Annotated in this window: 23 protein-coding genes and 5 tRNA genes; 14 read left to right on the plus strand and 14 right to left on the minus strand. The window is 52.7% G+C overall.

The features are described from left to right. The first annotated feature begins 53 nt into the window (after nucleotides 1–53). The 3 genes from WKS99_RS03625 to WKS99_RS03635 all read left to right on the plus strand — a co-directional run bounded on the left by WKS99_RS03625 (nucleotide 54) and on the right by WKS99_RS03635 (nucleotide 3963). Nucleotides 54–650, plus strand: a complete 597-nt coding sequence (locus tag WKS99_RS03625; RefSeq protein ID WP_147571070.1) for a shikimate kinase — start codon at nucleotides 54–56, stop codon at nucleotides 648–650. After that, entirely contained in the window at nucleotides 637–2517 is a 1881-nt protein-coding gene (locus WKS99_RS03630; RefSeq protein ID WP_340405346.1) for a DEAD/DEAH box helicase, read from the plus strand. Before WKS99_RS03625 ends, WKS99_RS03630 begins: the two co-directional genes overlap by 14 nt. Nucleotides 2518–2622: 105 nt before the next feature. After that, nucleotides 2623–3963, plus strand: a complete 1341-nt coding sequence (locus tag WKS99_RS03635) for a butyryl-CoA:acetate CoA-transferase (RefSeq protein WP_147571072.1) — start codon at nucleotides 2623–2625, stop codon at nucleotides 3961–3963. A gap of 49 nt (nucleotides 3964–4012) precedes the next feature. On the opposite strand, the gene WKS99_RS03640 is transcribed toward WKS99_RS03635, so the two are convergent. The 5 genes from WKS99_RS03640 to WKS99_RS03660 form a co-directional block, all read right to left on the minus strand. After that, nucleotides 4013–4174: a hypothetical protein gene (locus tag WKS99_RS03640; protein WP_186852250.1), complete on the minus strand. Its 162-nt coding sequence runs from the start codon at nucleotides 4172–4174 to the stop codon at nucleotides 4013–4015. A gap of 2 nt (nucleotides 4175–4176) precedes the next feature. After that, nucleotides 4177–4752 (minus strand): hypothetical protein, encoded by a 576-nt coding sequence (locus WKS99_RS03645; RefSeq protein WP_147571073.1) that lies wholly within the window; start codon nucleotides 4750–4752, stop codon nucleotides 4177–4179. A 284-nt stretch (nucleotides 4753–5036) separates the two neighbouring features. Further along, nucleotides 5037–5657 (minus strand): TatD family nuclease-associated radical SAM protein, encoded by a 621-nt coding sequence (locus WKS99_RS03650; protein ID WP_147571074.1) that lies wholly within the window; start codon nucleotides 5655–5657, stop codon nucleotides 5037–5039. Further along, nucleotides 5654–6334, minus strand: coding sequence for a hypothetical protein (locus tag WKS99_RS03655; protein WP_240286743.1), 681 nt, complete (start codon nucleotides 6332–6334; stop codon nucleotides 5654–5656). Before WKS99_RS03655 ends, WKS99_RS03650 begins: the two co-directional genes overlap by 4 nt. Further along, complete coding sequence (locus WKS99_RS03660; RefSeq protein ID WP_340405347.1) at nucleotides 6321–7112, minus strand: TatD family hydrolase; 792 nt, start codon at nucleotides 7110–7112, stop codon at nucleotides 6321–6323. The genes WKS99_RS03655 and WKS99_RS03660 overlap by 14 nt, the downstream gene beginning before the upstream one ends. Before the next feature lie 218 nt (nucleotides 7113–7330). Between WKS99_RS03660 and WKS99_RS03665 the strand changes: the two genes are divergently transcribed. Together WKS99_RS03665 and WKS99_RS03670 are read left to right on the plus strand one after the other, a co-directional pair. Beyond that, a complete protein-coding gene (locus tag WKS99_RS03665; protein ID WP_240286739.1) occupies nucleotides 7331–7768 on the plus strand; it encodes a LytTR family DNA-binding domain-containing protein in 438 nt (145 codons plus the stop codon). A gap of 18 nt (nucleotides 7769–7786) precedes the next feature. Continuing rightward, complete coding sequence (locus WKS99_RS03670) at nucleotides 7787–8236, plus strand: hypothetical protein (RefSeq protein WP_340405348.1); 450 nt, start codon at nucleotides 7787–7789, stop codon at nucleotides 8234–8236. 294 nt (nucleotides 8237–8530) lie between these two features. On the opposite strand, the gene WKS99_RS03675 is transcribed toward WKS99_RS03670, so the two are convergent. From WKS99_RS03675 to pyrB, 7 genes are all read right to left on the minus strand, one after another. Beyond that, nucleotides 8531–8606: transfer RNA gene (locus tag WKS99_RS03675), tRNA-Lys, on the minus strand. 79 nt (nucleotides 8607–8685) lie between these two features. Continuing rightward, a tRNA-Gln gene (locus WKS99_RS03680) sits at nucleotides 8686–8760 on the minus strand. Nucleotides 8761–8825: 65 nt separating this feature from the next. Next, nucleotides 8826–8902: transfer RNA gene (locus WKS99_RS03685), tRNA-His, on the minus strand. A 135-nt stretch (nucleotides 8903–9037) separates the two neighbouring features. Next, nucleotides 9038–9114, minus strand: a tRNA-Arg gene (locus tag WKS99_RS03690). A gap of 3 nt (nucleotides 9115–9117) precedes the next feature. Continuing rightward, nucleotides 9118–9191, minus strand: a tRNA-Gly gene (locus WKS99_RS03695). Nucleotides 9192–9358: 167 nt separating this feature from the next. Further along, the gene (locus WKS99_RS03700; protein ID WP_340405435.1) at nucleotides 9359–10672 is read right to left on the minus strand and encodes a hemolysin family protein; all 1314 of its coding nucleotides are present in this window, start codon (nucleotides 10670–10672) and stop codon (nucleotides 9359–9361) included. 282 nt (nucleotides 10673–10954) lie between these two features. Continuing rightward, nucleotides 10955–12016, minus strand: a complete 1062-nt coding sequence (pyrB, locus tag WKS99_RS03705) for an aspartate carbamoyltransferase (protein WP_147571079.1) — start codon at nucleotides 12014–12016, stop codon at nucleotides 10955–10957. A 181-nt stretch (nucleotides 12017–12197) separates the two neighbouring features. Here pyrB and WKS99_RS03710 point away from each other — a divergent pair, with 181 nt between their 5' ends. Continuing rightward, entirely contained in the window at nucleotides 12198–12713 is a 516-nt protein-coding gene (locus tag WKS99_RS03710) for a putative ABC transporter permease (protein ID WP_147571080.1), read from the plus strand. Nucleotides 12714–13197: 484 nt separating this feature from the next. Here the strand turns inward: WKS99_RS03710 and WKS99_RS03715 are convergent, their stop codons facing one another. Next, nucleotides 13198–13914 carry a GntR family transcriptional regulator gene (locus WKS99_RS03715; RefSeq protein WP_186852254.1) on the minus strand — a complete coding sequence of 239 codons (717 nt, stop codon included), beginning with the start codon at nucleotides 13912–13914 and terminating at the stop codon, nucleotides 13198–13200. 289 nt (nucleotides 13915–14203) lie between these two features. Here WKS99_RS03715 and WKS99_RS03720 point away from each other — a divergent pair, with 289 nt between their 5' ends. The 8 genes from WKS99_RS03720 to WKS99_RS03755 all read left to right on the plus strand — a co-directional run bounded on the left by WKS99_RS03720 (nucleotide 14204) and on the right by WKS99_RS03755 (nucleotide 22631). Then, nucleotides 14204–15364 (plus strand): pyridoxal-phosphate-dependent aminotransferase family protein, encoded by a 1161-nt coding sequence (locus tag WKS99_RS03720; protein WP_186852255.1) that lies wholly within the window; start codon nucleotides 14204–14206, stop codon nucleotides 15362–15364. Nucleotides 15365–15377: 13 nt separating this feature from the next. Next, nucleotides 15378–16334 carry a threonine ammonia-lyase gene (locus WKS99_RS03725; RefSeq protein WP_340405349.1) on the plus strand — a complete coding sequence of 319 codons (957 nt, stop codon included), beginning with the start codon at nucleotides 15378–15380 and terminating at the stop codon, nucleotides 16332–16334. A gap of 18 nt (nucleotides 16335–16352) precedes the next feature. Continuing rightward, a complete protein-coding gene (locus tag WKS99_RS03730; RefSeq protein WP_340405350.1) occupies nucleotides 16353–17624 on the plus strand; it encodes an aconitase/3-isopropylmalate dehydratase large subunit family protein in 1272 nt (423 codons plus the stop codon). Beyond that, nucleotides 17611–18123 (plus strand): LeuD/DmdB family oxidoreductase small subunit, encoded by a 513-nt coding sequence (locus WKS99_RS03735; protein ID WP_262669438.1) that lies wholly within the window; start codon nucleotides 17611–17613, stop codon nucleotides 18121–18123. Before WKS99_RS03730 ends, WKS99_RS03735 begins: the two co-directional genes overlap by 14 nt. A 2-nt stretch (nucleotides 18124–18125) precedes the next feature. Beyond that, nucleotides 18126–20036 carry a TRAP transporter permease gene (locus tag WKS99_RS03740; protein ID WP_262669437.1) on the plus strand — a complete coding sequence of 637 codons (1911 nt, stop codon included), beginning with the start codon at nucleotides 18126–18128 and terminating at the stop codon, nucleotides 20034–20036. A 20-nt stretch (nucleotides 20037–20056) separates the two neighbouring features. Next, nucleotides 20057–21076, plus strand: a complete 1020-nt coding sequence (locus WKS99_RS03745; RefSeq protein ID WP_262669436.1) for a TAXI family TRAP transporter solute-binding subunit — start codon at nucleotides 20057–20059, stop codon at nucleotides 21074–21076. A gap of 74 nt (nucleotides 21077–21150) precedes the next feature. Further along, nucleotides 21151–21612, plus strand: a complete 462-nt coding sequence (locus WKS99_RS03750) for a RidA family protein (protein ID WP_186852261.1) — start codon at nucleotides 21151–21153, stop codon at nucleotides 21610–21612. A 29-nt stretch (nucleotides 21613–21641) separates the two neighbouring features. Further along, complete coding sequence (locus WKS99_RS03755) at nucleotides 21642–22631, plus strand: 4-hydroxy-2-oxovalerate aldolase (RefSeq protein ID WP_340405351.1); 990 nt, start codon at nucleotides 21642–21644, stop codon at nucleotides 22629–22631. A gap of 466 nt (nucleotides 22632–23097) precedes the next feature. On the opposite strand, the gene WKS99_RS03760 is transcribed toward WKS99_RS03755, so the two are convergent. Continuing rightward, complete coding sequence (locus WKS99_RS03760) at nucleotides 23098–23616, minus strand: QueT transporter family protein (RefSeq protein WP_147573344.1); 519 nt, start codon at nucleotides 23614–23616, stop codon at nucleotides 23098–23100. Nucleotides 23617–23750: the final 134 nt, after the last annotated feature.

Here is a 23750-nt window from a genome sequence, read left to right on the forward strand (position 1 = left end):
CCTATGCCCTTGGCATACTGGAGCATATTATAATAGGGAAAGGCGGAATCTTTTTGGACAACCTCGTACTCATCGGTATGCCTGGTTCTGGCAAAAGCACTGTGGGGGTTCTGCTGGCCAAGGCCCTTGGGTTGAGCTTTGTCGATGTAGATCTGGTCATCCAGCGGCGGGAGGGCGCCCTTCTTCAAGAGATCCTGGATACTCAGGGGGCCGAGGCTTTTCTGGACGCGGAGGAGGAAGCTGTCCTCTCCCTTCAGTGTCAGAACGCGGTCATTGCCCCAGGGGGAAGCGCGGTATGCCGGGAAAAAGGCGCGCTGTATTTGAAGGAACTGGGCCGGGTCATCTATCTCCGCGTCCCTCTGGAGGAGCTGGACCGCCGCATCCAGGATCTGGCCACTCGGGGCATTGCCATGGCTCCGGGACAGGGCCTGGCGGATTTAATGGCCTATCGAGGCCCCCTTTATGAAAAATATGCCGATCTCATCGTCGATTGCCTGCCTGGTCAGACTCTTGCCCAGACTACGGGTGCGGTTCTGGACTGTCTGTCCCAGGACCTCTCTGCCCCAGCCCACGGGGTCAATGTGGGCCAGACGGCAGCGATCCGGCTCCGTTCTGAATCAGAAAAGGAAGGATCCAATGACATTTCGTGATTTGGGGCTCAACGCCCCCATCCTGCGTGCCCTGGAGGAGCAGGGCTATGCCAAGCCCTCTCCCATCCAGGAGAAGGCCATTCCCCCTGCCTTGAAGGGCCGGGACGTACTGGGCTGTGCCCAGACTGGCACGGGCAAAACCTGCGCCTTTGCCGCCCCCATTCTCCAGCGGCTGGCCGCCTCTCCCGCCGCTGGCCGTCCGATCCGTGCCCTGATCCTCACCCCTACCCGCGAGCTGGCCATCCAGATTGGAGAGAGCTTTGCGGCCTACGGCAAGTATCTGAAGCTGCGCCACACCGTCATTTTCGGCGGCGTGGGTCAAGCCCCCCAGGCCGAGGCGCTGAAGCGGGGGGTGGATATCCTGGTAGCCACTCCGGGCCGGCTCATTGATCTCCACGACCAGGGGCTGATCTCCGCCAATCATCTGGAAATTTTTGTCCTGGACGAAGCCGACCGGATGCTGGATATGGGCTTTATCCACGACGTGAAAAAAATACTCAAGTGGCTGCCCCAAAAGAAGCAGACGCTCTTTTTCTCTGCTACCATGCCCCCGGAGATTACCGAGCTGGTAAACTCTCTGCTGAAGGATCCGGTCAAGGTCGCGGTAGATCCGGTATCCTCCCCGGTGGATGCCATCCACCAGACCGTATACTTCGTAGACCGGGGCAATAAGACCCAGCTTCTGGCGCTTCTGGTGGAACAGTTGAAGGCGAAGAACGCACTGGTCTTTACCCGGACCAAGCATGGGGCCAACAAGGTGGCCCGGGACTTGGTCAAAGCGGGGATCCCCGCCGCCGCCATCCACGGCAATAAGAGCCAGACCGCCCGGCAGCAGGCCCTGTCTGACTTTAAGGCTGGCCGGATCCAATGCCTGGTGGCCACTGATATCGCCGCCCGTGGGCTGGACATCGAGGAGTTGTCCCACGTCTTTAACTACAATCTGCCCGAAGTCCCGGAAACCTATGTCCACCGCATCGGCCGCACCGGCCGAGCGGGCCGGGAGGGCATGGCCGTGGCCCTGTGCGATTTCTCGGAAAAACCCCTGTTGAAGGATATTGAGAAGCTTATGGGACGAAAGGTCCCTGTGGTGGAGGACCACCCCTGGCCTATGAAGGTCTTTGAGGCCCCCAAGCGGGACAAAAACGGCAAGCCCATCAACGCTGAGGACGCCGAGGCCCGGGCCGCTGCCAAAGAGCTGCGCCGGATGCGGGACCAGAGCCAGAAGGAGACCCTCCAGCGCAAGGCGGCCCAGGCCCAGCAGAAGGGCCAGGAGGCAGGAGAGCAGGAGGAAAAGCGTTCCCGCTCCCGCCGCCGGAAGAAAAAGGCCGGTCAGTCTGAAGGGGTGCCCCCCGGCACCGCACCCGCCGCCCTCCAGGATTACGAGAGTCCCATCCGCCGCTCCGAACCACCCAAGCGAGGAGTACGTCCCGGCACGCTGATGGACACCGGCGACGCCATGCCACGCACCGATTTCCACCGGCCCAACCCTCTGGACAGCGATGTCATCATGGATGCCACCGCCCGGCTTCTGGCGCCCCGGCGCTCCCCCCTGGTTCCCTCTCGCGGCGGGAGTGACCGAAAGGAGAGCCGTGCCGGCAAGGGACATAGCAGCAGAGAGGGCCAGCCGGCCCCCCAGCCCGGTCAGGCGCACCGGCAGAAGGCCAAGTCCCGCGCCGGGCAGCAGTCCGAGTCCAAGGGGGCTGCGCCCAAAGGCCCGCTGGAAAAGAAGTCCGGCGGCAAGAAGCGGACCTCCCGCCCCGACAGGCGCCATTCCCAGCCACTGGAACCCCGCCGGAATGGTCAGCCTAAGGACTCCACCGAGCAGCATAGCCTGATGAAGCCCTATTACTTGGATATTGGCAGATGATCCCGGTGGACGGAGCAGAGGGGCCCTCTCCCGCTTCCATGTCCGCTCCCAGTCAATTTGTCTTACAAAATACTATTTAATATACAGAATATGGAGGAAAACAGTATGGATTATCAGGCCCTCTATCAGCAGAAGCTGACCACCGCCGACGAGGCGGTCAAGGTGGTCAAGTCCGGTGACTGGGTAGATTACACCTGGTGTACCAACCACCCCATTGCCTTGGACAAGGCCCTGGCCGCCCGGCAGAATGAGCTAACCGATGTCAAGGTCCGGGGCGGCGTCACCATGTGGATGCCCGAGATTGCCAAGGCCGAGGACGCCGGGGAGCACTTCGCCTGGCACTCCTGGCACTGCAGCGGAATCGACCGGAAGATCATCGCCAAGGGAATGGGTTATTTCAGCCCCATGCGCTACTCCGAGTTGCCCCGGTTCTACCGGGAACACCTGGATCCCGTAGATGTGGTAATGCTCCAGGTCACCCCCATGGATAAGCATGGCAACTTTAATTTTGGTCTGGCCTGCTCCCACCTGGCGGATATGCTGGCCCGGGCGAAGTGCGTCATCGTAGAGGTCAATCAAAATCTTCCCTGGGTCTATGGCCTGACTGGTACAGAAATCAACATTCAGGACGTGACATATGTGGTGGAAGGAGATAATCCCCCCATCGCCCAGCTTGGCGCCGGCGGCCCTGCTACTGAGGTGGACAAAGCGGTGGCCAACCTGGTGGTGCCCCAGATTCCCAACGGTGCCTGCCTGCAGCTTGGCATCGGTGGTATGCCCAACGCTATCGGCGCCATGATTGCTCAGTCCGATCTAAAGGATCTGTCTGTCCATACCGAGATGTATGTGGACGCCTTCGTGGACATGGCCGCCGCCGGCAAAATCACCGGACGGCACAAGGCGCTGGATAAAGGCCGCCAGGTCTTTGCCTTTGCGGCTGGCACCCAGAAGCTGTATGACTACGTGGACCGCAATCCCGACGTGATGGCTGCCCCTGTGGACTATACCAACGACGTCCATGTCATGGCCCAGATCGACAATTTCATCTCCATCAACAACGCCATTGACATGGACCTGTTCGGCCAGGTCAACGCCGAGTCTGCCGGCATCAAGCACATCTCCGGCACTGGCGGACAGTTGGACTTCGCCATGGGCGCTTACCTGTCCAAGGGGGGCAAGAGCTTCATCTGTATGTCCTCCACCGTCACCGGCAAGGATGGCACGGTCAAGAGCCGCATCGTCCCCACTCTGACTCCCGGCTCCATCTGCACCGATCCCCGGTCCTGCACCCACTACATCGTGACTGAGTACGGAATGGTATGTATGAAGGGCCTGTCCACTTGGCAGCGCGCTGAGGCAGCCATCTCCATCGCCCACCCTGATTTCCGTGAACAGCTCATCAAGGACGCGGAGAAAATGGGCATCTGGCGGCGCAGCAACAAGTAAAAAGCTTGCTAATAAAAAAATCCCTGTGTCCAAAAGGCACAGGGATTTTTCAAATCAGCTCCCACTGAAAGTCCTCCCACTTCAACCGGCTGCCCACCGTGGTCCCCTCCGGCAGCAGGAACATGGTAATAGAGTGCTCCCGCCCCCCATCAGACAGCAGGTCGGCGTAATCTCCGTTGACTCTCTGAACTGTGTAAAAAATCGGGTCCAATTTCAGCTCTCTCCTTTCTCACATCCCGTCTGCTCCTTACAGGACCGGCGGATCTGGAAATAAAATACGAGATAACTGATTACATCCAGCACAAAGATCAGTTGAAAAATCACATTTCGGGCAAACTTTTTCCCCGTCAGGTTGCCCAGCCGGTACTGCACATACAGCCCGCTGATGGAGTAGGCCGAGGTGGCCAGCACCACGGAATAGGCAAAGGCTACGCCAAGAAATCCGAAGGGCAGCAAGATCTGCAGACCTGGAATCACGAGAAAGGCGGCTAACATCATTGACCAGATCTGCAGGTGCGTGATAAAAAAGGGGATGGTCAGCAGCTTCATGGCCAAGGCCAAGTGATTCAGCCTTCTCCGGGCGGAAAGGTCTGCCTGGACTCGCCTCACCCGCTTGATCAGAAAGATGATGGCTACCACGGCAAGAATCAGGTTGGCGATCACCGCCGGCGGCAGCAGTCCCCATGGGATATCCAGGTCTCCACTCCCGTCCGACAGCAGAATGGGTCCCAGTAAAACGGCCTGGGTCCCATAGAGGCTGACTAAATAAAGAGCGCTTATGATGATCATGTCTACTCACTCCTCAACGCCCTGTAAAAAGTCCGTTTTATGGGACTGCTCTTTTCCTATACTTAGGTTGTCGATCAGACAAGAAAGGAGCAGAACATTATGGATTACAGCATCGTTTGGGTACGGGGACATGTGGAGGTCTACGACTGGGCAGGGCGGTTCTGCTTCTCTGCCGATAACGAGCGGGAGGCCAGAGAGGAGCTGGCTCTCACCGCGTAAATTCAACTTGGGGGTGCGCTACAGGGGCGCCCCCTTTTCTTATTGGCTGCCCCGGTGTTCTCCGTTCAGGAGTCGATAAAGCTGCGGATACGCAGCTTCACTCCCAACCGGTCAGCGATGTCCCGACAGTTCTGGATCTCCTCTTGCGTCTTGTCCTTGTCCACAATAGTCAGCACCACATGGGGCACATAGCGCTTGGCCTCTCCGGCAAAATCGAGCATGGCCTGATAGGCCGCCTCCCCCTGAACGGGGTGGCACAGGGCGGTGTAGTCCGCCGCGTTGTCCGAGTTGAGAGAAATAGACAGGGTATCGATGCGTCCCTTTAGCTCTGGGCACACATCCCGGCCCAGAATCAGATTGGCGTGTCCATTGGTGTTGATACGCACTGGGGGCAGCTTATCCCCGAAACGCCCCTTCAGCTCGTCCACCAGCCACAAGATATCATCCAGGCGGTAGGTGGGCTCACCATAGCCACAGAATACGATCTCCCGGTAGGAGCACACATCCCGGCTCAAAAAGCTGTCCAGAGCCTCCTGGCGGGTAGGCTCCCGCTCCAGCCACAGGGAGTCCTCGGTATAGATGGACCCCTGCGCCCTGCCGTGGCGCAGGCAGAATTCGCAGTTGCAGTTGCATTTGTTGGTCAGGTTCACATACAGCGCGTCCTCATATTCATAGGTAATGGTCATGGTAGATCCGTCCTCTCCTTTTTCTTCTTGGGCAGCATAGGTGGAAAGACACCTGTGCGCACCCCCACAAACCGAATGATGATCCAGGCAGCCGCGAAGGCCGCGGCCCAGGCCAACAGGCCGTGGTATTCCACATAATCCTCCTGGCTAGCCGTGGCGTGGCCCCCCTCCATGTCAATATAGCAGGTATCCACGGTAACTCCATGGTACTTGTTCAGCTCCTCCAGCTGGTCGTCCGTCAGGGACTCCCGCGCCAGAGTGCCGATGGGCAGGCGGGCATAGCTGGCTGTCATAGGGGCCTCCCCCTCCTCCCGGTATACCACGCTGTCCGAGTTGACTTTGGCGGCGATCCGTGTGCCGTCTTCCAACTGGAAAATATGCCAGAATAGTCCGTCGATATAGCCGCCGGGGCTGTTGCTATTCAGAGTAATGGAGTCCATCTCCATCGTAAAATACTCGTTGTTCTCCATATCAGCCAAGGTCTCAGCCAGAGGGATATCTTCACTGGCCACCGCACCGACTGAGCCTTCTTCCGCGGCGTTCTTCTCCAAATACGCCTGGTACCCCTCCTCCAGTGTCTGTTCGTACAGGTATTGCGCTCCAAAGGCGATCCCAGCCGACAGCAGCACAGTCAGCAGTAAGTCCCAGCGCCAGTACCAGATACTACGGCGCCTCATTAGGCTCTCCCCCATTGATGCCAAAAAACCGTTTCCCGTTCTCCAGGGTGATACGGGCCACCTCATCCGAAGTCAGCCCCTTCACCCGGGCGATGGCTTCCGCCACCAGATGAACATGGCTGGAGTCGTTCCGCTTGCCCCGGAAGGGTTCCGGCGTCAGGTAGGGGGAGTCAGTCTCAATCATAATCCGGTCCATGGGCAGCCAGTCGATGACCTCCAGGGCCTTCCTGGCGTTTTTGTAGGTAATGACGCCGGTGAAGGACAGCATCCATCCCAGCTTGACCAGCACCTTGGCGTCCTCCAGACTGCCGGAATAACAGTGGTACACCCCGGTAACCTGGGGATACTCCCGGACAATGGTCAGGCAGTCCTGATGGGCTTCCCGGTCATGGACGATAACGGGCAGATGGAGGGACTGGGCCAGCTCCAGCTGGCGGCGAAAGACATTCTGCTGTAAGGCCCGAGGCGGGTTATCCTTCCAGTAGTAGTCCAGTCCGATCTCTCCAATGGCCCGGACCTTCGGGTGGGCGGCCAACGCCCGCAGCTCCAGTAGAGCCCCGTCTTCCCAGTCTCCACAGTCGGAGGGGTGGACCCCTACTGCCGCGTAGACATAGGGAAAGCGGCCTGCCAGCTCCAGGGCCGTCTTTGAGCTCTCCAGATCACAGCCGGGATTTAAAATCAGCTCCACCCCGCATCCCGGCATGGAGGCCAGCACTTCCAGCCGGTCGGCGTTGAAGGCCCCGGAGTCATAGTGGGCGTGGGTGTCGAATACCGCCATAGGCTACCCCTCTCTTCTTCATCAAGCGTGTCTTTTATCATACTCCCATCCCCTTAAAAATGCAAGTGGATGGCCCCCCTGTCTCTCCTTCATTCACGTCGGTATGGGGGGGACTCCTCCCTTCTTCCTCCTGCCCCCCAAAAAAGGCAGGTCAGCGGTATTCCCCTTGCCCTTTGGCGCAAAGCCTGATATGCTGTCGTTGAAAGGAGGGGTCCCTCTTGAAGATCTCAGTAGAACACGCCCCTTTAGAGGAAAACGAGGTCATCCTGCGCTGTTCCAACTTGGACCAGGAGATGCTCTGGGTGCTGTCCATTCTCCGCTCCGGCCTGCAAAAATTGTGTGCGTGGGATGAGCGACGCGAGGTCACCCTCCTCTCTCCCAGTGAGGTGGTGTACTGTGAGAGTGTGGATGACCACACCTTCCTCTATACCTCCGCGGCAGTCTATCAGACTGCTCTTAGCTTGGCGGAGCTAGAGGGGCGGTATGGAAGCCTTGGCCTTTTTCGCGCAGGCAAGTCGTCCATCGTCAATCTTCACCGTGTCCGCGCCCTGAAAAGTCAGCCTGGCGGGAGGATCGAGGTCACTTTGGAAACAGAGGAGAGGCTGGTGGTCTCCCGCCACTATGCGCCCCTGCTGCGGGAGCGGCTGGGACTGTGAGAGAAAGGAGTGTTATCTATGTTCAGAGAAGAATTTATCCACTATTACAGCTGGGGCGTCACCATGAAGTACCACATGGGCATCTATACCGCGGCCCTTGTTTTCACTGACTGTATTGCCCAATGGCTTATGGGGCGGCAATCCATCCCCATCCTGGTTCTGGGGGAGATGCTGCTGGTATCTATGGGGGTCGCTGTCCTTGAGTCCTGGATCTTTCCCCGGAGAGAGGTATGGGAGGGCGAGGCCCTGATACGCCGCACCGCCCTGTGGGCACTGGTATCCAATCTGGGATTCGTAGGAGGGGCAGCCCTATGTGGCTGGTTTGATGGCGTTCCCCTGTGGGGTGCCGCGCTGTTGGCTCTTTTTCTGGAGTTCGGTCTGGCTTCCATGTGGTTCGCTGACCATGTTGCTCTCCGGCGGGATACCGAACGGCTCAATGAGAGGCTGCGCCAGTATCAGAATGAATAGACGGTAAAACTACGGCAGGACATCTGACGGGATGTCCTGCCGTTTTGTCGGACATTTCCGAGCCATACGCAGCAAAGCCCATTTTGATTCCAAATCAAATTGCAGCCCAGTGCAGCAATACATATGTATTTTACCTTTTGAATCATCACCACCGGTCCAGCCGGTGAGTTCCAATTATAAAAAAGTCGGAGCAAGCGGTTGCGATTTGGAGAGGATGAGCAAGTGGGCGGGGGGATAACGCTATTTGCACACGCATAAAAAAGTGTCGGAGCAAAGAGAAACTTTGCTCCGACGTGGTGACCCAGCGGGGACTCGAACCCCGGACCCACGGCTTAAAAGGCAGTTGCTCTACCGACTGAGCTACTGGGTCATATATATTCTTTTTTGAAATATTGGCTCCGGCACAAGTCCATAAGGAGTCGCCAGAGGCTGATGTTTCCATCAGATTTTGGCAGGGATGGCTGGACTCGAACCAGCGAATGAGGGAGTCAAAGTCCCTTGCCTTACCACTTGGCTACACCCCTGTATCTGCCGCGAAGAAAAGGCAAGGGCCGGAGCCGAAGCTCCCGGCCCTTACGCCTTATTGGTCTGGGGTGGGTAAAGGGACTCGAACCCTCGACACCCGGAACCACAATCCGGTGCTCTAACCAACTGAGCTACACCCACCATATCGCTGACTGTTCACAGATTGGCTCCCAAAACCGGGGGCCTTCGCCCTGTCAGAGGACCATCCAACTTGAGAGGATAAGGGGAATACAGGGGAGGACTACGCCACAATGTCCAGAACAAAACTGCTCCGACTGGCACGCCTGAAGGGACTCGAACCCCTGACCCACTGCTTAGAAGGCAGTTGCTCTATCCACCTGAGCTACAGGCGCGTATGGAGCGGGTGATGGGAATCGAACCCACGCGACCAGCTTGGAAGGCTGGGATTCTACCATTGAACTACACCCGCATAGAAGGCGCGGTCCTTCCACGTCAGCCTTGAAATTGTAGCACACCAAGACCCGGTTTGTCAATCCCTTTTCTTCTGTTTACAGCAATTCATAAAATATTTCTCTCTCCGGCAGGGATTCCGGTCAAAACCGCGGGGAGGGGGGCTGCCCCTCCCCCGCGTGTTCCTTATGTAGCCGCTTTCCGGACCAGAGCCGATTGGATCCGATGGTCCTCCACTTTTTCCACCTGGATATCCAGTCCGTTGACCTGAACCGCCGGCCGGCTGCCGTCCTCTGGAATGGTACGCAGGCAGCTGAGTACCATTCCACCCACCGTGTCATAGTCCAGGTCGCCGGACAACTCGATCCCCAGAGTTTCGGCCAGTTCCCCCACGCTCAACGCGCCGCTGGCTCTCCACAGGCCTTCGCCTATCTGTTCCAGTTCCGGCGGCTCCGCAGGGTCGTACTCATCATAAATATTGCCCACGATCTCCTCCAGCAGGTCTTCCACCGTGATAACACCTGCCAAACTTCCATATTCATCCATCACCACAGCCAGATGTATCTTCTTTCGCTGCATATCCCGCAGCAGGTCGCCGGCGGACAGGCTGTCTGGTACCAGGTAGGCCGGGCGCATCAGCTCCCGCACCGTATGGCCGCCCCGGCCCGTCCAGTCCAGCAGGAAGTCCCGGGCATAGAGCACACCCACCACATCGTCGTCGTCCTCTCCACATACAGGAAAGCGGGACAGCCCACTGCTTTGAATTACATCCAGCACCTCCTCCCGATCCGCGTCTTCCCACAGGGTAATTACATCTGCTGCCCGGGTCATCACATCGCCCACAGCCTGCTCAGAAAAGTCAAATACATTATGTAGCAGTTCCTTTTCCTCCGCGTCAATAGCGCCATTTTCATTCCCCAGGTCGATCATCATGCGGATCTCATCCTCGGTGACCTGCTCCTCCTCCACCTCCACGGGCACCCCAATCAGCCGCAGCACCCCATTGGTGGAACAGGAGAGCAGAAAGATCACAGGCCGGGCCAGCACTTCTATGGCGGATACCACTCGACAGGAAAAGCGAGCCATCTCCATAGGCTTCTGCATGGCGATCCGCTTAGGTACCAGCTCTCCGAATACCAGTGTAAAGTAGGATAGGATCAAGGTAATGAAAATCACAGACAGGGTATCCACCACCGATATGGGCAACATCGTGATACCCAGATCCTCGCAGAACCAACGCACCAAGTACTCCGAGAAGCTGTCGGCGGCAAAGGCCGAGGCCAGAAAGCCAGCCAAGGTGATCCCGATTTGAATGGTGGACAAAAATCCGGCTGGCTCCTCCACCATCTTTAGCAGCCTGGGGGCCAGCTTGTCCCCCTCCTCCTCCAACTTACGCAGCTTATTGGCGTTTAGAGAGATCACGGCAATCTCTGTCGCCGCAAAAAAGGCATTTATCACGATCAGTACCACCTGGAGCAGCAGTTGGAGCGCTATGGTCATCAAATCAGTTCCTCCTTTGATTTCTTCCGCCTGTGCTGACATATGCAAAAGGCATGGCCCGCTCCGCGCAAAGCGAAACAGGCTATGCCTTTTTTCATCTGTTATCGATTTGTAAGTGACAGGGACCGTCTCGGTCAGGATCCATAAGAATCGAGGGGCTCCTTTTTACACAGGCTTCCGGCGCCGCTGTGGCACCGGCCAACATTATCATATCCAAAGGCGGCTCTCACGTCAAGGCATTCCCCGCAACCTTAACGCTTTATTGACAGGCGCTCCGTTCGTTCAGCGCAGAGCCGTGTCACAGAAGGCGCAGCAATCCACCCCACCGTTCTTTTTCACCAGAGGCGGCAGATATGGTTGTGTCTGGGTGATGCACCTGGGGTTGGAGCACACCGGCTTGGTCCCGATCTCCACCGCCTCCGTCCGTTCCAGCCGGGGCTGGTTCGCCAGGTCGGACAACAGGGCCATCCGTGCAAACATCCCGTACCGGGCCTGCTGAAAATAGGCCGCCCTGGGATCGTCATCCACATCCACAGTGATCTCATCCACCCTGGGCAGGGGGTGCATGACCAGCATCTTCTCCTTGGCCCGGTCCAGCTTCCGCCGCGTGAGAATATAGATCCCTTTGTTCCGCTCATATTCCAGGGGATCTACAAACCGCTCGCGCTGGATCCGGGTCATATACAGCACATCCAGTTGTGGAATGACCGCCTCCAGCCCCGTGACTTCCGTAAATTTCATCTCATTTTCCAGCATGAAAGCCCGCACATAGTCGGGGACGGCCAGCTCGCGGGGCGAGATCAGGAAAAAGCGGATATGTTCAAATTTGGCCATGGCCTTGATGAGGGAGTGGACCGTGCGCCCATTCTTCAAGTCGCCGCACAGTCCGATAGCCAGTCCATCCACGCCGCCCAGCAGCTTGGTCATGGTCGTCAGGTCAGCCATGGTCTGAGTGGGATGCATATGGCCGCCGTCCCCGGCGTTGACCACCGGAACATGGGAGTAGAGGGAGGCCGCCTTGGCCGCCCCCTCCCAAGGTGTACGCATGACAATAACGTCGGCGTAGCTGGACACCATTTTAATGGTATCCTTTAGTGTCTCTCCCTTGGCCACAGAGGAGGAATTGGGGTCCGCGAACCCAAATACCGTCCCACCCAGCCGAAGCATGGCAGTCTGGAAGGAAAAGTTAGTTCGGGTGGAGGGCTCGTAAAACAAATTGGCCGCCACCTTGCCCCGACATACATCAATGAACTTCTCCGGGGCGTCTATGATCTGACTGGCCCTGGCATATAGCTGATCCCACTCCTGGCGGGACAGGTCGCCAAAATCGATCAGGTGCCGCATCGTCCCTCACTCCTCATCTTTTTTCTTCCAGCTATCCTACCACAAACCACCCCGCTCCGCAAGGTGGCAGAACAACTTTTCCTATTTTTTAACTCAGGAGCACACCAATAAATCACAAAAATTTCCCCGCATGAAAATCATCCATTTCCACACCCTAACAAATGTGAATGGAGGGTCTCATTTGGTCTGGTTTTGGTATTTTTTGATATACAGCTTTTTTGGCTTTTTGTTAGAGGTGTCCTATGCCCGGATCACCGGGGGATATCCGGAACGCAAATGTCTGTTGGTGCTGCCTCTATGCCCCGTCTATGGGTTGGGTGCCTGCGCCATTTTGCTATTGGCTCCAGTCAAAGGCTTTCCTCCGGCCGTCTTTCTGTTGGGCGGACTAGCGGCCACAGCGGTAGAATATGGGGTCAGTCTCTTTTATGAAAAAGCCCTTAAGGTTTCCTTCTGGGACTACCGAGGATTGCCAGGCAGCATCCACGGCAGGATATGTATGCCCTTTTCTCTGGCTTGGGGTGTTCTAGCTCTGCCTCTGATCTACTGGGTTCATCCGGCTCTAGCACCATTGGTTCAGGCCATCCCAGGGCCGGTCAGCCTGTCCGCCGTGACAGCGGTGGGGGCGGACTCCTTGATTTCTCTGGCACTGTTGGCTCAAACCCATGACCGATCCTGTCTGGAGTGGCGCCGATCCTGATACCGGGGAAGGTACTACTGTTTGTTGCCTCCAGCAGATACAGAAAAAACAACCAGTCCAAATGGACTGGCTGTTTTACTATCCCGCAGGCAGTCATATACTTTCCAAATCGATAGCTTGATACTAGTTCATACTAAAAATGTATGCCTTAGGTGCGCCCAACATCGCAGCAAAAATACTACTTTAATATGATGCTTTTTTGCCAAAGGTCTGTATATCGAATACCTACATTGTGACTGGGGAAGTGAGGTCTTGCCCCTTTTCTTACAGGAGGTACATGTACATTGTACACTCTTCCAGTCACTCTACCACATGACCTGTCTGATATAGAAATAAAACAACTATACCCAGACGGAAATGGATTCTGTATACTATCTTGTTCTAAAGTACTGGCGCTGGTAGTAACGGATTGTCAAGGTCACCCACAACAGCAGGAATTGGACCAAATATAAACTATGGTATGCGAAATCATTTTTTATAGTACTTAGCTCTCATTTTTTCCACGTAGTTGGGCCTTTTTCTGAGCTTTAATATCTAAATAGCGATAGTAAATTTGACTGTATTCTGTATCAAAAAAATTAGCAATAATACCAATGTGTTGAACCATGGCTTGGTAAGCAGTATCACTATCTCCAACAATAATAGCATCTACTACAGTACAGTGCTCCTGGAACGACTGTTCTGATCGTCCAGGAAGGGAAGTAATAGCCATATGATACGGGGAGGTTATCATATAGATGCGCATCACAAAATCAGTCAAAAAACGATTGCCAGCAATCTCCATAATCTGCGTATGCAACTTACTACTTAGAGATGAATAAAGAGTGACATCCTCCCCTTCAAGAGCTCTTTGCATTTGAGCTACAGTATTTTTCAGCAACATGATATCCTCAGAACTCCGCTTTTGTGCAGCCATGCTGGCCGTGAGTCCCTCATTGATCTTCCTGATATGGAGCAATTCCCTCAGTTCATCAAAACTCAACTGATGAACGGTAGCGCCGCGGTTCGTTTCATGCGCTACCAAACCGGCCGTAGCTAGACGTTCAATCGCTAATCTGGCCGGTGTACGGCTTACACCAAATTGCGCAGCAATTTGCGATTCCACCAGTCGATATCCCGGTGGTAAATCTCCCCGTATTATCTGTTGCTGTAGCTCAACAAAAATTTTTTCTACTTCACTAGCTTTTTGCCCAACGGACATGAAGAGATACTCCTATCATCTGATGTTTTTATTATAGAGGAAAAGTTAAAATTGCAATTATTATCCCATATTATACCACAGACTCGTTCGAATAACAATCATTAGAGCTTACAAGCGAAATCATATATACTGCACAAAATTATCCCACAAAAAATGTATATTAAGTCTATATTAAATAAAACCCTTGACACACAATACATATAATGATATTTTATAATTAAAAATTGCATTCTATTATCTAAATAATAGCATGCAATCTATGGACAAACTTGTTAGAGGAGGAAATCTTATGAATCAAGCTTTTTTAGTGCGGCCCAATAAACTTTTTACTCCAGGGCCTGTCAATATTCCAAACCGTGTTGCACTCGCATCTATCAGTGCTTGCTACCATCACCGCACCAAAGTATTTTCTGACATTTTAACGGAAACCTTGGAACTTATGAAGCCTCTTTTTGGAACCGTGCGGCCAGTCTATCCAATACATACTACTGGTCGGGGGGCCATGGAAGGCGTGGTCAACAATATCCTTACCCCTAATGACAAAGCTATCGCTATATGTAACGGCAGCTTCGGTACAATGGCTGCTACAATGATGGATCGCAATGGTATCCCCAATGTCCGCTGCTATGAAAGCTGGACTGATACTGTGAATCTAGAATACCTCGAAAAACTGATTCAAGATGAGAAGGCTACTGCCATCACAGTGGTACATAACGATACCTCCAATGGCTTGGTCAACCCGATTTGGGAAATCGGAAAACTGGCCCGAAAATATGACCTTATGCTTATCGTGGACTTTGTCAGTGCTGCCGGCTGCACCCCTTTTAAATTTGATGAATGGGGGGTAGACGCTGTGGTTACAGCCTCCCAGAAAGGTCTGATGTCCCCTGCGGGTATGAGTTTCTGCGTCTTAAGCGAAAAAGCTGAGAATGCCTGTGCTACCATAGAATCCCGTGACTTCTATATTGACTTCAAAAGCATCAAAAAGAGCATTGAGAAAAACGGTCAGACTCCTGGTTCGACTCCTGTTAGCTTAGTATTAGCGGTCCATGAAGCCGTTAAGATGATCCATGAGGAAGGGGTAGAGAATGTTTTTGCCCGCCACCATGACTTAGCCTGCCGCACTCGAGCGGCTCTTCAGGCCATGGGTTTCAAGCTGTTCCCTGAAACCTGCAACTTCCGTAGTGATTCCTTAACTGTCGCCACGCCCCCCGAAGGTGTTGATATCGCCAAGCTTACATCTTACATGCAGAGCGAGTACCATCTACAGATTGGTAAAGGTCTGGGGGATTATGCCAACCAAACTATCCGCATCGCACACATGGGCTATTGTTATATTGAGGATATGATTCAGTGCATTGCTGCTTTAGAGAGTGCAATGGCAACTCTAGGCTGGAATCAGACTGTCGGCAAAGGTCTACAAGCCTTCCTAGCTTACAGTGACAAGTAGTAGGAGGTACATCATGCTGGAATTAAAAGATGTCCAGGATGCCTATAAACGTATTCGCCCTTATATAATCCACACTCCTCTGCTTCGCGTCCCCACGTTAGATGAGTTTATTGGTTGTAAAGTCTACTTAAAGCCTGAGATGTTCCAGCTTACCGGCTCTTTCAAGGTCCGGGGTGCTACCAGCCGCATGACTCTCCTTACAGATGACGAGAGACGGAATGGTGTGGTCACCGCCTCCTCGGGCAACCATGCTAAGGCCGTAGCTTACGCTGCCAGGAAGATGGGCATAAAAGCCACCGTAGTTATGCCCGAGGGTCCCAATCCAGCCAAGTTGGCCGGTATCCAGAAACTGGGGGCGGAGATACGATTCAAAGGAACTCAGACCGGTGAGCGTGTAGCCCTCGCTCGGCAACTAGTTGAGGAAAAGGGCTATACACTCATCCACTCTCATGCCGATTTCTACGTCCTGGCTGGTCAGGGCACTATTGCGCTGGAGGTACTGGAGGATGAGCCGGATATGGATGTCATTGTCTCTCCTGTAGGTGGTGGTGGACTGATTTCTGGCGTCTCTACCGCTGCCAAGGAACTAAAACCTTCTATCCGAGTATTTGGCGTTGAGCCAGCAAGTGCCCCCCGTTATGCAAAAAGCCTAGCAGATGGCAAAGCTCTCACCATTGAGACTCAGTACACCATTGCTGATGGCACCCGTTGCAACCACGCTGACGCCGGGAACCTCGAGATCATCCGCAAACGGGTGGACGGACTGTTCAATGCTAGTGAAGACCGCATTCTTGCGGCCATGGCCTTATGTATAACGGAAGCAAAACTGGTGGCGGAACCCTCTTCTGTAATGGGATTGGCAGCTGCTATGGACGGACAATTATCCGTTAATTCTACTGATAAAGTTTGTTTTATCCTCACTGGCGGCAACAATGACCTGTCTCTGCTAGATTGTGTTATCCACCGCTGAGCAAAGGAGTCTAAATTTATGGGAAAGACCATTGCTGAAAAGATTTTTTCTATAAAGTCAAAATCGGATGCAAAGGCCGGCGATGTAATCATGGCTCAGGTCGATGCAGCCATGTCCAACGATGCCTCTGGCCCTCTGACGATTGAAATTTTTCACGACATGGACGCCACTCAGGTTCCCTATCCAGAACGCATTGCTTTTATTTTAGATCACTATGTCCCCTGCCCAGATAGCAAAGTAGCAGAGTTACAGCAGACTGTCTTCGACTTTTCTACACAATATGGTATTTCTATATTCCAAGCTGGTGAGGGCATTGCTCACCAGGTCTTTGATGAACAAGGCTATGTTCAGCCTGGTCGTCTCATCGTGGGCGGCGACTCCCATAGCACCACCTATGGTTACCTGAACTGCCTTGGCATCGGAATCGGTTCGTCTGATATGGCTATGGTATTTCAAAGCGGCGAATTATGGTTTAAGGTACCTGAAACGATCAAGATTGATTTCATTGGCAGACCAAATCCGGGAATCGGCGGGAAGGAAGTAGCTCTGTGGCTTATCCGGATGTTAGGTGTTAACGGTGGCAACTATAAAGCTGTGGAATATGGGGGTGAAGGTCTTGTCCACTTGTCCATGAATGATAGGCGCACTATCTGCAACATGATGGCAGAGTGTTGTGCAAAGTGTAGTGTGATGCCTTTTGACGCAGTAGCAATGGCTTACTGCTGTGAGAGGGGACTGCCTTCTAATGGCGCAGTTGCCTCTGATTCAGATGCAGTCTACTGTGCGCACTACACTGTGGATCTTTCCAAAATTCAACATATCATCGCCTGTCCACACGGGGTGTCCAACTGCAAAAAGCTGTCCGAGCTAGAGGGCCTAAAAGTGGACATGGTATTGTTGGGCACATGTACAAACGGTCGGCTGGAGGACTTCCGTACTATTTATGAACTGCTTATACAGACCCCAGGTCGAAAGTTCCAGACAGAAACTTTGGTTATACCCGCCTCCCGTAATATATATATGGCTATGCTGGAAGAAGGAATTGCCACTGAACTACTGTCGCGGGGTGCTATGATTTTGACGCCTAGCTGTGGCCCCTGTTGCGGCAGCAGCCCCGGTGTTCCCAGAAATGGTTTTACTGTTTTATCTACTGCTAACCGGAACTTCTTGGGCCGCATGGGCAACACCGAAGCCAACATCTATTTGGGTTCTCCCTTAGTGGCAGCCGCTTCAGCCCTCACAGGAAAATTTACTGATCCAAAGGAGTTGATGCATCATGGTACAGTTTGAGGGCCCAGCTTTTTGCTTTGGGGACGACATCAACACCGATTATATTATTTCCTCCCGTCGAAAACGCGACACTTTGGATGTAAATATTTTAAAGCAGTATATCATGGAGGATATCCGTCCTGGGTTTTTCCATGAATTAAACGGCACTACAATTCTGGTAGCGGGGGAAAATTTTGGTTGCGGTTCTGCTATGGAAGTGGCTACTCAAGTAGTCAAGGGCAATAATATACCTGTCATATTAGCTAAGTCCTTTGCAAGGAGCTATTATCGTAACGCTATCAACAACGGTATACTTATTGTGGAAATGGACACCAGTAGTATCCGTGAAAAGGATCTGCTCCGCATAACCATGGACGATAATGGTATTCTGGTAGAGGATTTAAGTAATAAACTGTCTGTCCGGTGTCCCGGCTTACGTAAAGAGCTTGAGAATATTATCCTAAGCGGAGGGCTTATCAAGTTTGTCAAACTACAACGTGGCCAAAAGGAAGGGTGTTGATTGTGGAAGAAAAACAGAAAAAAATCAGTCGGCAAAGTTTGCGTAAAGCCTTAGATGGGCCTTCTCAAAAGTTTGCTTTAGCCACAGGTATCATGTGGATGCTCTTTCAAATCCTGATCGCTGCACAAATCATCTACATGGTTCCTCACAAAGTCCGCATTGTACATCTGGGCTTTGCACTAATCATGATTTTCCTGTTAACTCCGTTTTTCCGTCAAAGCAGACGTGATCATATTGGAATCATGGACGCTCTCCTTGTCATCTTCACAGCAACAGTGTTTATTGGAATGTTCCTTCGTTATGATGCACTCATCAAAATGGGCGGGCGCTGTGCCGACGTTGATGTAGTTCTGGGTATACTTACCATGATTCTGATGTATGAGGGTGCCCGCCGGGTAGTCAGCCCCGGTCTGTCTATTTTATCCCTTATCGTTCTTGCCTATGCATTTTTTGGCCAGTACCTTACCGGCATTCTGTCAACCAGTGGTTATACGCTGAAGCGAATCATTAACCATCTTGTGCTTGGAGGCGAAGGCATCTTTGGTTTTGCTCTAGGTGTTTCTGCCGAAACTATTGTGATTTTTGTCATTTTTGGCTCACTACTTCAGGAGGTAGGTATCTCCGACTATTTCTACGACCTCGCCAATGCAATTGCCGGCAATGCCAGAGGCGGTCCAGCAAAAGTGGCTGTTATTTCCAGTTCCTTAATGGGTATGGTCAGTGGCGAAACTTCTGCTAATGTAGCTACCACCGGAGCCTTCACTATTCCTCTGATGAAGCGCGTAGGATATGACGCTAACTTTGCCGGCGCTGTGGAGTGTGCCGCCTCTGCCGGTGGACAGATTCTCCCTCCAGTTATGGGGGCAACCGCCTTCATGCTGGCTGACACACTGGGAATCCCCTATATCAAATTAGCCGTAGCTGCAATTCTACCAGCCCTTCTGTATTATGTCAGCGTGTTTTGCACTGTTCACTTCCGAGCGGTTCGTCTGGGCCTGGGCAGTAGTGGGGAAGCAAAGCAGAATTGGGGAAATTTACTGAAACGTTCCTATCTCCTTCTACCTATGGTTGGTATCGTAGTTCTGTTGGTTATGAATTATACACCTACTTTTTCTGCGTTTTGGGGCGGCATTGTCACTGCATTGGTGCTATCCATGTTGCGCAAGGAAACCAGACTGAATTTGGACAAAATCGTACGTATTATGTACAATTCTGCCAAAACTGCCATGACTCTAGGGACTGCCACCGCAGTAGTAGGTATCGTGGTAGGCACATTTTCTCTTACCGGTATCACCATGACCATCGCCCGCATTATTTTCCAGGTCACAGGGGGCGTCAAACTTCTGACGCTCGTGATGACTATGCTGGTCGCTATGATTTTGGGTATGGGATTGCCCACTTCTGCAGCCTATGTCCTGGCTAGTATAAGCGCCGCTCCGGCTTTGACTTTAGTAGGTATCAGCGACTTGTATGCACATTTGTTTGTTTTCTATTACGGCTGCATGTCCACCATCACTCCTCCTGTAGCCACTGGTGCTTATACCGCCGCCGGACTGTCTGGAGGTAACCCCAACAAAATTGGCTTCTTATCTATGCGACTAGCTGTAGCTGGATTCATAGTACCGTTCATCTTTATTTATTCCCCGGAATTACTACTTACAGGGGATATCGATATTATGGCTACAGTTTTCAGTTTCTTTGTTACAGGTCTTGGACTGCTGTTCCTGTGTGCCGCTGTTGAGGGTGCGCTTATAAAGCCTGTGGCCCCATATGTACGTGTTGCTTTTGCCATTATTGCGCTGCTACTCATCTGGCCTGATGTGCTGGTTTCCTTGATTGGCTTAGTGGTATCAGCAATAGTTGTTGTGGTCTCTATTTTGAGGAAAAAGGAATTAGTGTCCCCAAAAAATTAATATAAATGGAGGAAATAAACATGAAAAAGCTACTCTCATTATGCCTGGCTGTTGCAATGTCTTTAAGCTTATCTGCCTGCGGCAATCCCACTACTCCCCCATCTGGATCCCAAGGTAATTCCTCTGTCGGCAGCCAAACTTCGCAACCAGATCCCAGCGGAAAGACCCTTAGTCTGGGAACTGCAAGTCTTGGCGGCAATTTCTTTACTATGGGTGCCGCTGCTGCCTCTGTAATCATGGATGCTACAGGCCTGTCTGTCACCGCACAGGCAACTGGCGGAAGTGTGTATAATGTAGGCGCTGTCAATGATGGCGAGCTGGATCTGGGTATGTCCCAAGCCAGCGCCGTGGCCTCCGGAATCAACGGCACTGACAGTTACGAAGGCATGGCCACAGAGGATATCCGAACCCTGTTCAACTTCAATGCTACCCCCGTTCATATCTTGGTCAAAAAGTCTCTGGGAGCCTCTAATGTGACTGATCTGGCTGGTGCCAAATTTGAATGCTTGGCTCCTGGTGACGGTGTCGAGCTGGCCACAATGAAGCTACTGCCTATGTTAGGCCTTTCTCTGGACGATGTGACTTTGGAATATAGCGGCAGTCGTGTGCAAGCCTCTTCCCGTCTGAAAACTGGTCAGGTAGATGCCATTCTGGACGCTACCGGTTTAGGCGCATCTTGGATTGCCGACATCTATGGTGATGGTTCTGACTGGACTCTGCTGAGCTTGTCTCCCGATCAAATCAACACTGTCGTACAGGGAGCTCCTGAGTATTCCCAGATGACAATTCCTGCTGAAACTTACTCTGGTCAAAGCGAAGACGCTGTCACGGTTGGGCTTTGGACAACTGTATACTGTAATGCCAGCATGGATGAGGATACTGCTTACAGCATCGTGAAGTCCATTATGGAAGGTAAGGAAGAACTGGTAAAGGCCCACAGTTTCTTTAGTGACTTGTCGCCCGAAAACATATCTGATGCCTGTATTGCGCCCCTTCATCCCGGTGCAGAAAAGTACTATAAAGAGGCCGGAGTGTTGTAAATCGGCTCTTACCTGTGGGAGCGAATTATAAGACGATTTGCTCCCGCACAATTTATTGACAACGAGGTACCGCTATGGATATTTTAGCAAGATGCAAAAAGTTAGGCATTGAGATTCCGACCGCTAGGCAACCCGGCGGCACCTTCTCCCCTGTGGTAAAGGTCGGAGAATTGGTTTTTACTTCTGGTCAGACGGCCAAAATAGAAGGTAAGTTACTTTATATTGGAAAAGTGGGCAGTGATCTCACCCTAGAGGAAGGGCAGGAAGCCGCAAAGATCTGCGTACGAAATTGTTTGGCACTCATTAACGACTTCGGCGGTGGTTTAGACAACGTAAAGCGTATTGTGCGTTTGACGGGCTATGTAAACAGCGCACATGGTTTTACCAAACAGGGAGCAGTGATAGAAGCAGCCTCACATCTGCTGTATCAGATATTTGGTGAATTAGGGCTACATGCTAGGACATCCTTCGGTGTGACTGAACTGCCTGGAGATTCTGCATGTGAGATCGAACTGATTGCTCAAGTCGCAATATAGATCGTTTCTATTGAGAGGAGATCCCAGCTATGAAAATTATGGATTGTACCCTGCGTGATGGGGCAAATGTAGTCGGCAACGGCTTTTCAGCGGAATTAACTCAACTGATGTTGAAGGGCCTGACTACAAACCGCTACCCAATCATTGAGTTTGGTAATGCCAAGGGAATCGGTGCCTCCAACAAAGGGTTCCCGGCCCCTTTAAGTGATGAAGAGTATTTAAAGCTAGCCCAGCCTTTCCTTAAAAAGGCTGAAATTGGTATGTTTCTGAACGCAAAGCGCTACGAAGCGGCTAACATTGAATTAGCCGCCCATTATAACTTAGGCTTTCTACGTTGTGGTAGCGATGCAGGTGATGCCCACCTATATCTGAAGCAAATTAAAGATATCAAAGGGCACGGAATGAAGGCATATTTCTCTCAAATGAAGGCATATATTCTCTCTCCTAATAAACTAGCGGAGGAAGCCCGTCTTCTGGAGGATGCTGGTGTTGATGAGATTACTCTGATGGATTCTGCAGGCTGTATGTTTCCCGATCAGGTTAGCCTATCTGTGGAAGCTATGAAAAACGCCGTCAAAGTGCCTATCGGTTTCCATTGTCACGCTAATATGGGCATGTGCTCTGCTAACGCTTTAGCGGCCTACCGCAGTGGTGCCGATATCCTGGATTGCGGCCTACTGGGCATGGCTCGTAGCGCCGGCAATATGCCAACTGAGTTGGCCACTGCTCTCATGCAGACAGAGGGCCAGTGCGACGAACTTGACTTCTATGGTCTACTACACTTTCTAGATCAAGAGTTAATTCCTGCTATGACACAACAGGGTTATAAGCCCTCATTGCTGCCTAAAGATCTGATTTTAGGCTATAGCGGTTGTCACTCAGCCTTCGTGAAGACCTTTACCGCCGTAGCCGCAGATGCTGGGGTAGATTTGTATCAGTTGATAGTTGAGACCTCCAAACTCAACCGAAAGAATCCTAGCGAGACACTGATGCGTGAGGTCGCCACAAAATTAGCTTAAGCTGTTTCCGCTGCCAAATCGCATCGCTACCGCTCTATATCTTTTATTTGAGAGTGCCGCACTACAAGATGTGAATACCGGAAGTTCAGCAACTTGCACACCATTCAATCTATGCCTAACGTATAGATTGAATGGTATGTAGTCATCTAGTTTTATCTATGTATTATGAACCGTTTAACAGCATCATAAATCTGTGATACAGTCCTAAACAAATTAATGCTTGTTATGTTCTGCTATCGCTTCTGCATTTTTCTTTGTTGTCATACATTGTACTTTTATACCGTAATAGCCCGCCCCCTTTATTATACAAAGGGATACCTTCTTTTCTTCTTCCTTAAAAAGTTCTTATGGCACTACCTGATATCCGAAAGATATTATAATACAACAATAGGACCCCCCCGGCATAGCCGGGGGGGTCGGAATACAAAAAGCTCCCGTCCAGCGGTTCTGGACGGGAGCTTTTGCTTCAGCGGGTCGTAGTCAGGCGCCGCTCCGGGATAAAAGGACGGAGAGCCGGCACCCTAGGCAGGGCGGAAAGCAGCAACTGCCCTAGGATAAGGCAGGCGGCCAGCTCGCCCAACCCTACGGTGAGGGCGTTGAAGGCGTAGGCTGCTCCAAAACCCGGGCCGAAGCCGGCCTCGAACCAGGCGATCTCCGCCCCCACGATAACCATGTTGCACACCACTGGGGGAAGGGAGGCCAGCCACCGGTTTGGCATCCGCTGGGTGAGCAGGCAAGCGATGAGGGTGGCGGCGGAGCCGCACACCACATCCAGGGGATAGGGGGAAAACAGATTGGCGATGACGCAACCCACGAACAGCCCCGGTGTGGCGGCCGGGAACAGGAAGGGCAGGACCGTCATGGCCTCGGCCACCCGGAATTGGACTCCGCTGAATGCAGGGACAGGCAGAGCCACGGTAAGCACGGCGTAGACGGCGGCGATCAGCGCCGCCAGAGTCAGGTCTTTGATGGTAAATTTGGACATGAAAAAACCTCCATTTTTTGTTTAGAGAACAGCGGCGGAACCGCTGAACGAACATAGAGCCAGGGATCTTCCCCTGCCACGCTCCGCTCCCTCGTGGTCGGAGACCCGGCGCTTCTATGCTTGGACGAGGTTTG

It is taken from the genome of Flintibacter sp. HCN-6482, from assembly GCF_037892565.1.
Taxonomy (GTDB): domain Bacteria; phylum Bacillota; class Clostridia; order Oscillospirales; family Oscillospiraceae; genus Lawsonibacter; species Lawsonibacter aceti.

Excerpts from the sequence above, each read along its gene's own strand:
- WKS99_RS03630 (WP_340405346.1), top strand. The coding sequence starts at position 637 with ATGACATTTCGTGATTTGGGGCTCAACGCCCCCATCCTGCGTGCCCTG.
- WKS99_RS03635 (WP_147571072.1), top strand. The coding sequence starts at position 2,623 with ATGGATTATCAGGCCCTCTATCAGCAGAAGCTGACCACCGCCGACGAG.
- WKS99_RS03645 (WP_147571073.1), bottom strand. The coding sequence starts at position 4,752 with ATGATCATCATAAGCGCTCTTTATTTAGTCAGCCTCTATGGGACCCAG.
- WKS99_RS03650 (WP_147571074.1), bottom strand. The coding sequence starts at position 5,657 with ATGACCATTACCTATGAATATGAGGACGCGCTGTATGTGAACCTGACC.
- WKS99_RS03655 (WP_240286743.1), bottom strand. The coding sequence starts at position 6,334 with ATGAGGCGCCGTAGTATCTGGTACTGGCGCTGGGACTTACTGCTGACT.
- WKS99_RS03660 (WP_340405347.1), bottom strand. The coding sequence starts at position 7,112 with ATGGCGGTATTCGACACCCACGCCCACTATGACTCCGGGGCCTTCAAC.
- WKS99_RS03670 (WP_340405348.1), top strand. The coding sequence starts at position 7,787 with ATGTTCAGAGAAGAATTTATCCACTATTACAGCTGGGGCGTCACCATG.
- WKS99_RS03700 (WP_340405435.1), bottom strand. The coding sequence starts at position 10,672 with ATGACCATAGCGCTCCAACTGCTGCTCCAGGTGGTACTGATCGTGATA.
- pyrB (WP_147571079.1), bottom strand. The coding sequence starts at position 12,016 with ATGCGGCACCTGATCGATTTTGGCGACCTGTCCCGCCAGGAGTGGGAT.
- WKS99_RS03715 (WP_186852254.1), bottom strand. The coding sequence starts at position 13,914 with ATGTCCGTTGGGCAAAAAGCTAGTGAAGTAGAAAAAATTTTTGTTGAG.
- WKS99_RS03720 (WP_186852255.1), top strand. The coding sequence starts at position 14,204 with ATGAATCAAGCTTTTTTAGTGCGGCCCAATAAACTTTTTACTCCAGGG.
- WKS99_RS03725 (WP_340405349.1), top strand. The coding sequence starts at position 15,378 with ATGCTGGAATTAAAAGATGTCCAGGATGCCTATAAACGTATTCGCCCT.
- WKS99_RS03730 (WP_340405350.1), top strand. The coding sequence starts at position 16,353 with ATGGGAAAGACCATTGCTGAAAAGATTTTTTCTATAAAGTCAAAATCG.
- WKS99_RS03735 (WP_262669438.1), top strand. The coding sequence starts at position 17,611 with ATGGTACAGTTTGAGGGCCCAGCTTTTTGCTTTGGGGACGACATCAAC.
- WKS99_RS03745 (WP_262669436.1), top strand. The coding sequence starts at position 20,057 with ATGAAAAAGCTACTCTCATTATGCCTGGCTGTTGCAATGTCTTTAAGC.
- WKS99_RS03750 (WP_186852261.1), top strand. The coding sequence starts at position 21,151 with ATGGATATTTTAGCAAGATGCAAAAAGTTAGGCATTGAGATTCCGACC.
- WKS99_RS03755 (WP_340405351.1), top strand. The coding sequence starts at position 21,642 with ATGAAAATTATGGATTGTACCCTGCGTGATGGGGCAAATGTAGTCGGC.
- WKS99_RS03760 (WP_147573344.1), bottom strand. The coding sequence starts at position 23,616 with ATGTCCAAATTTACCATCAAAGACCTGACTCTGGCGGCGCTGATCGCC.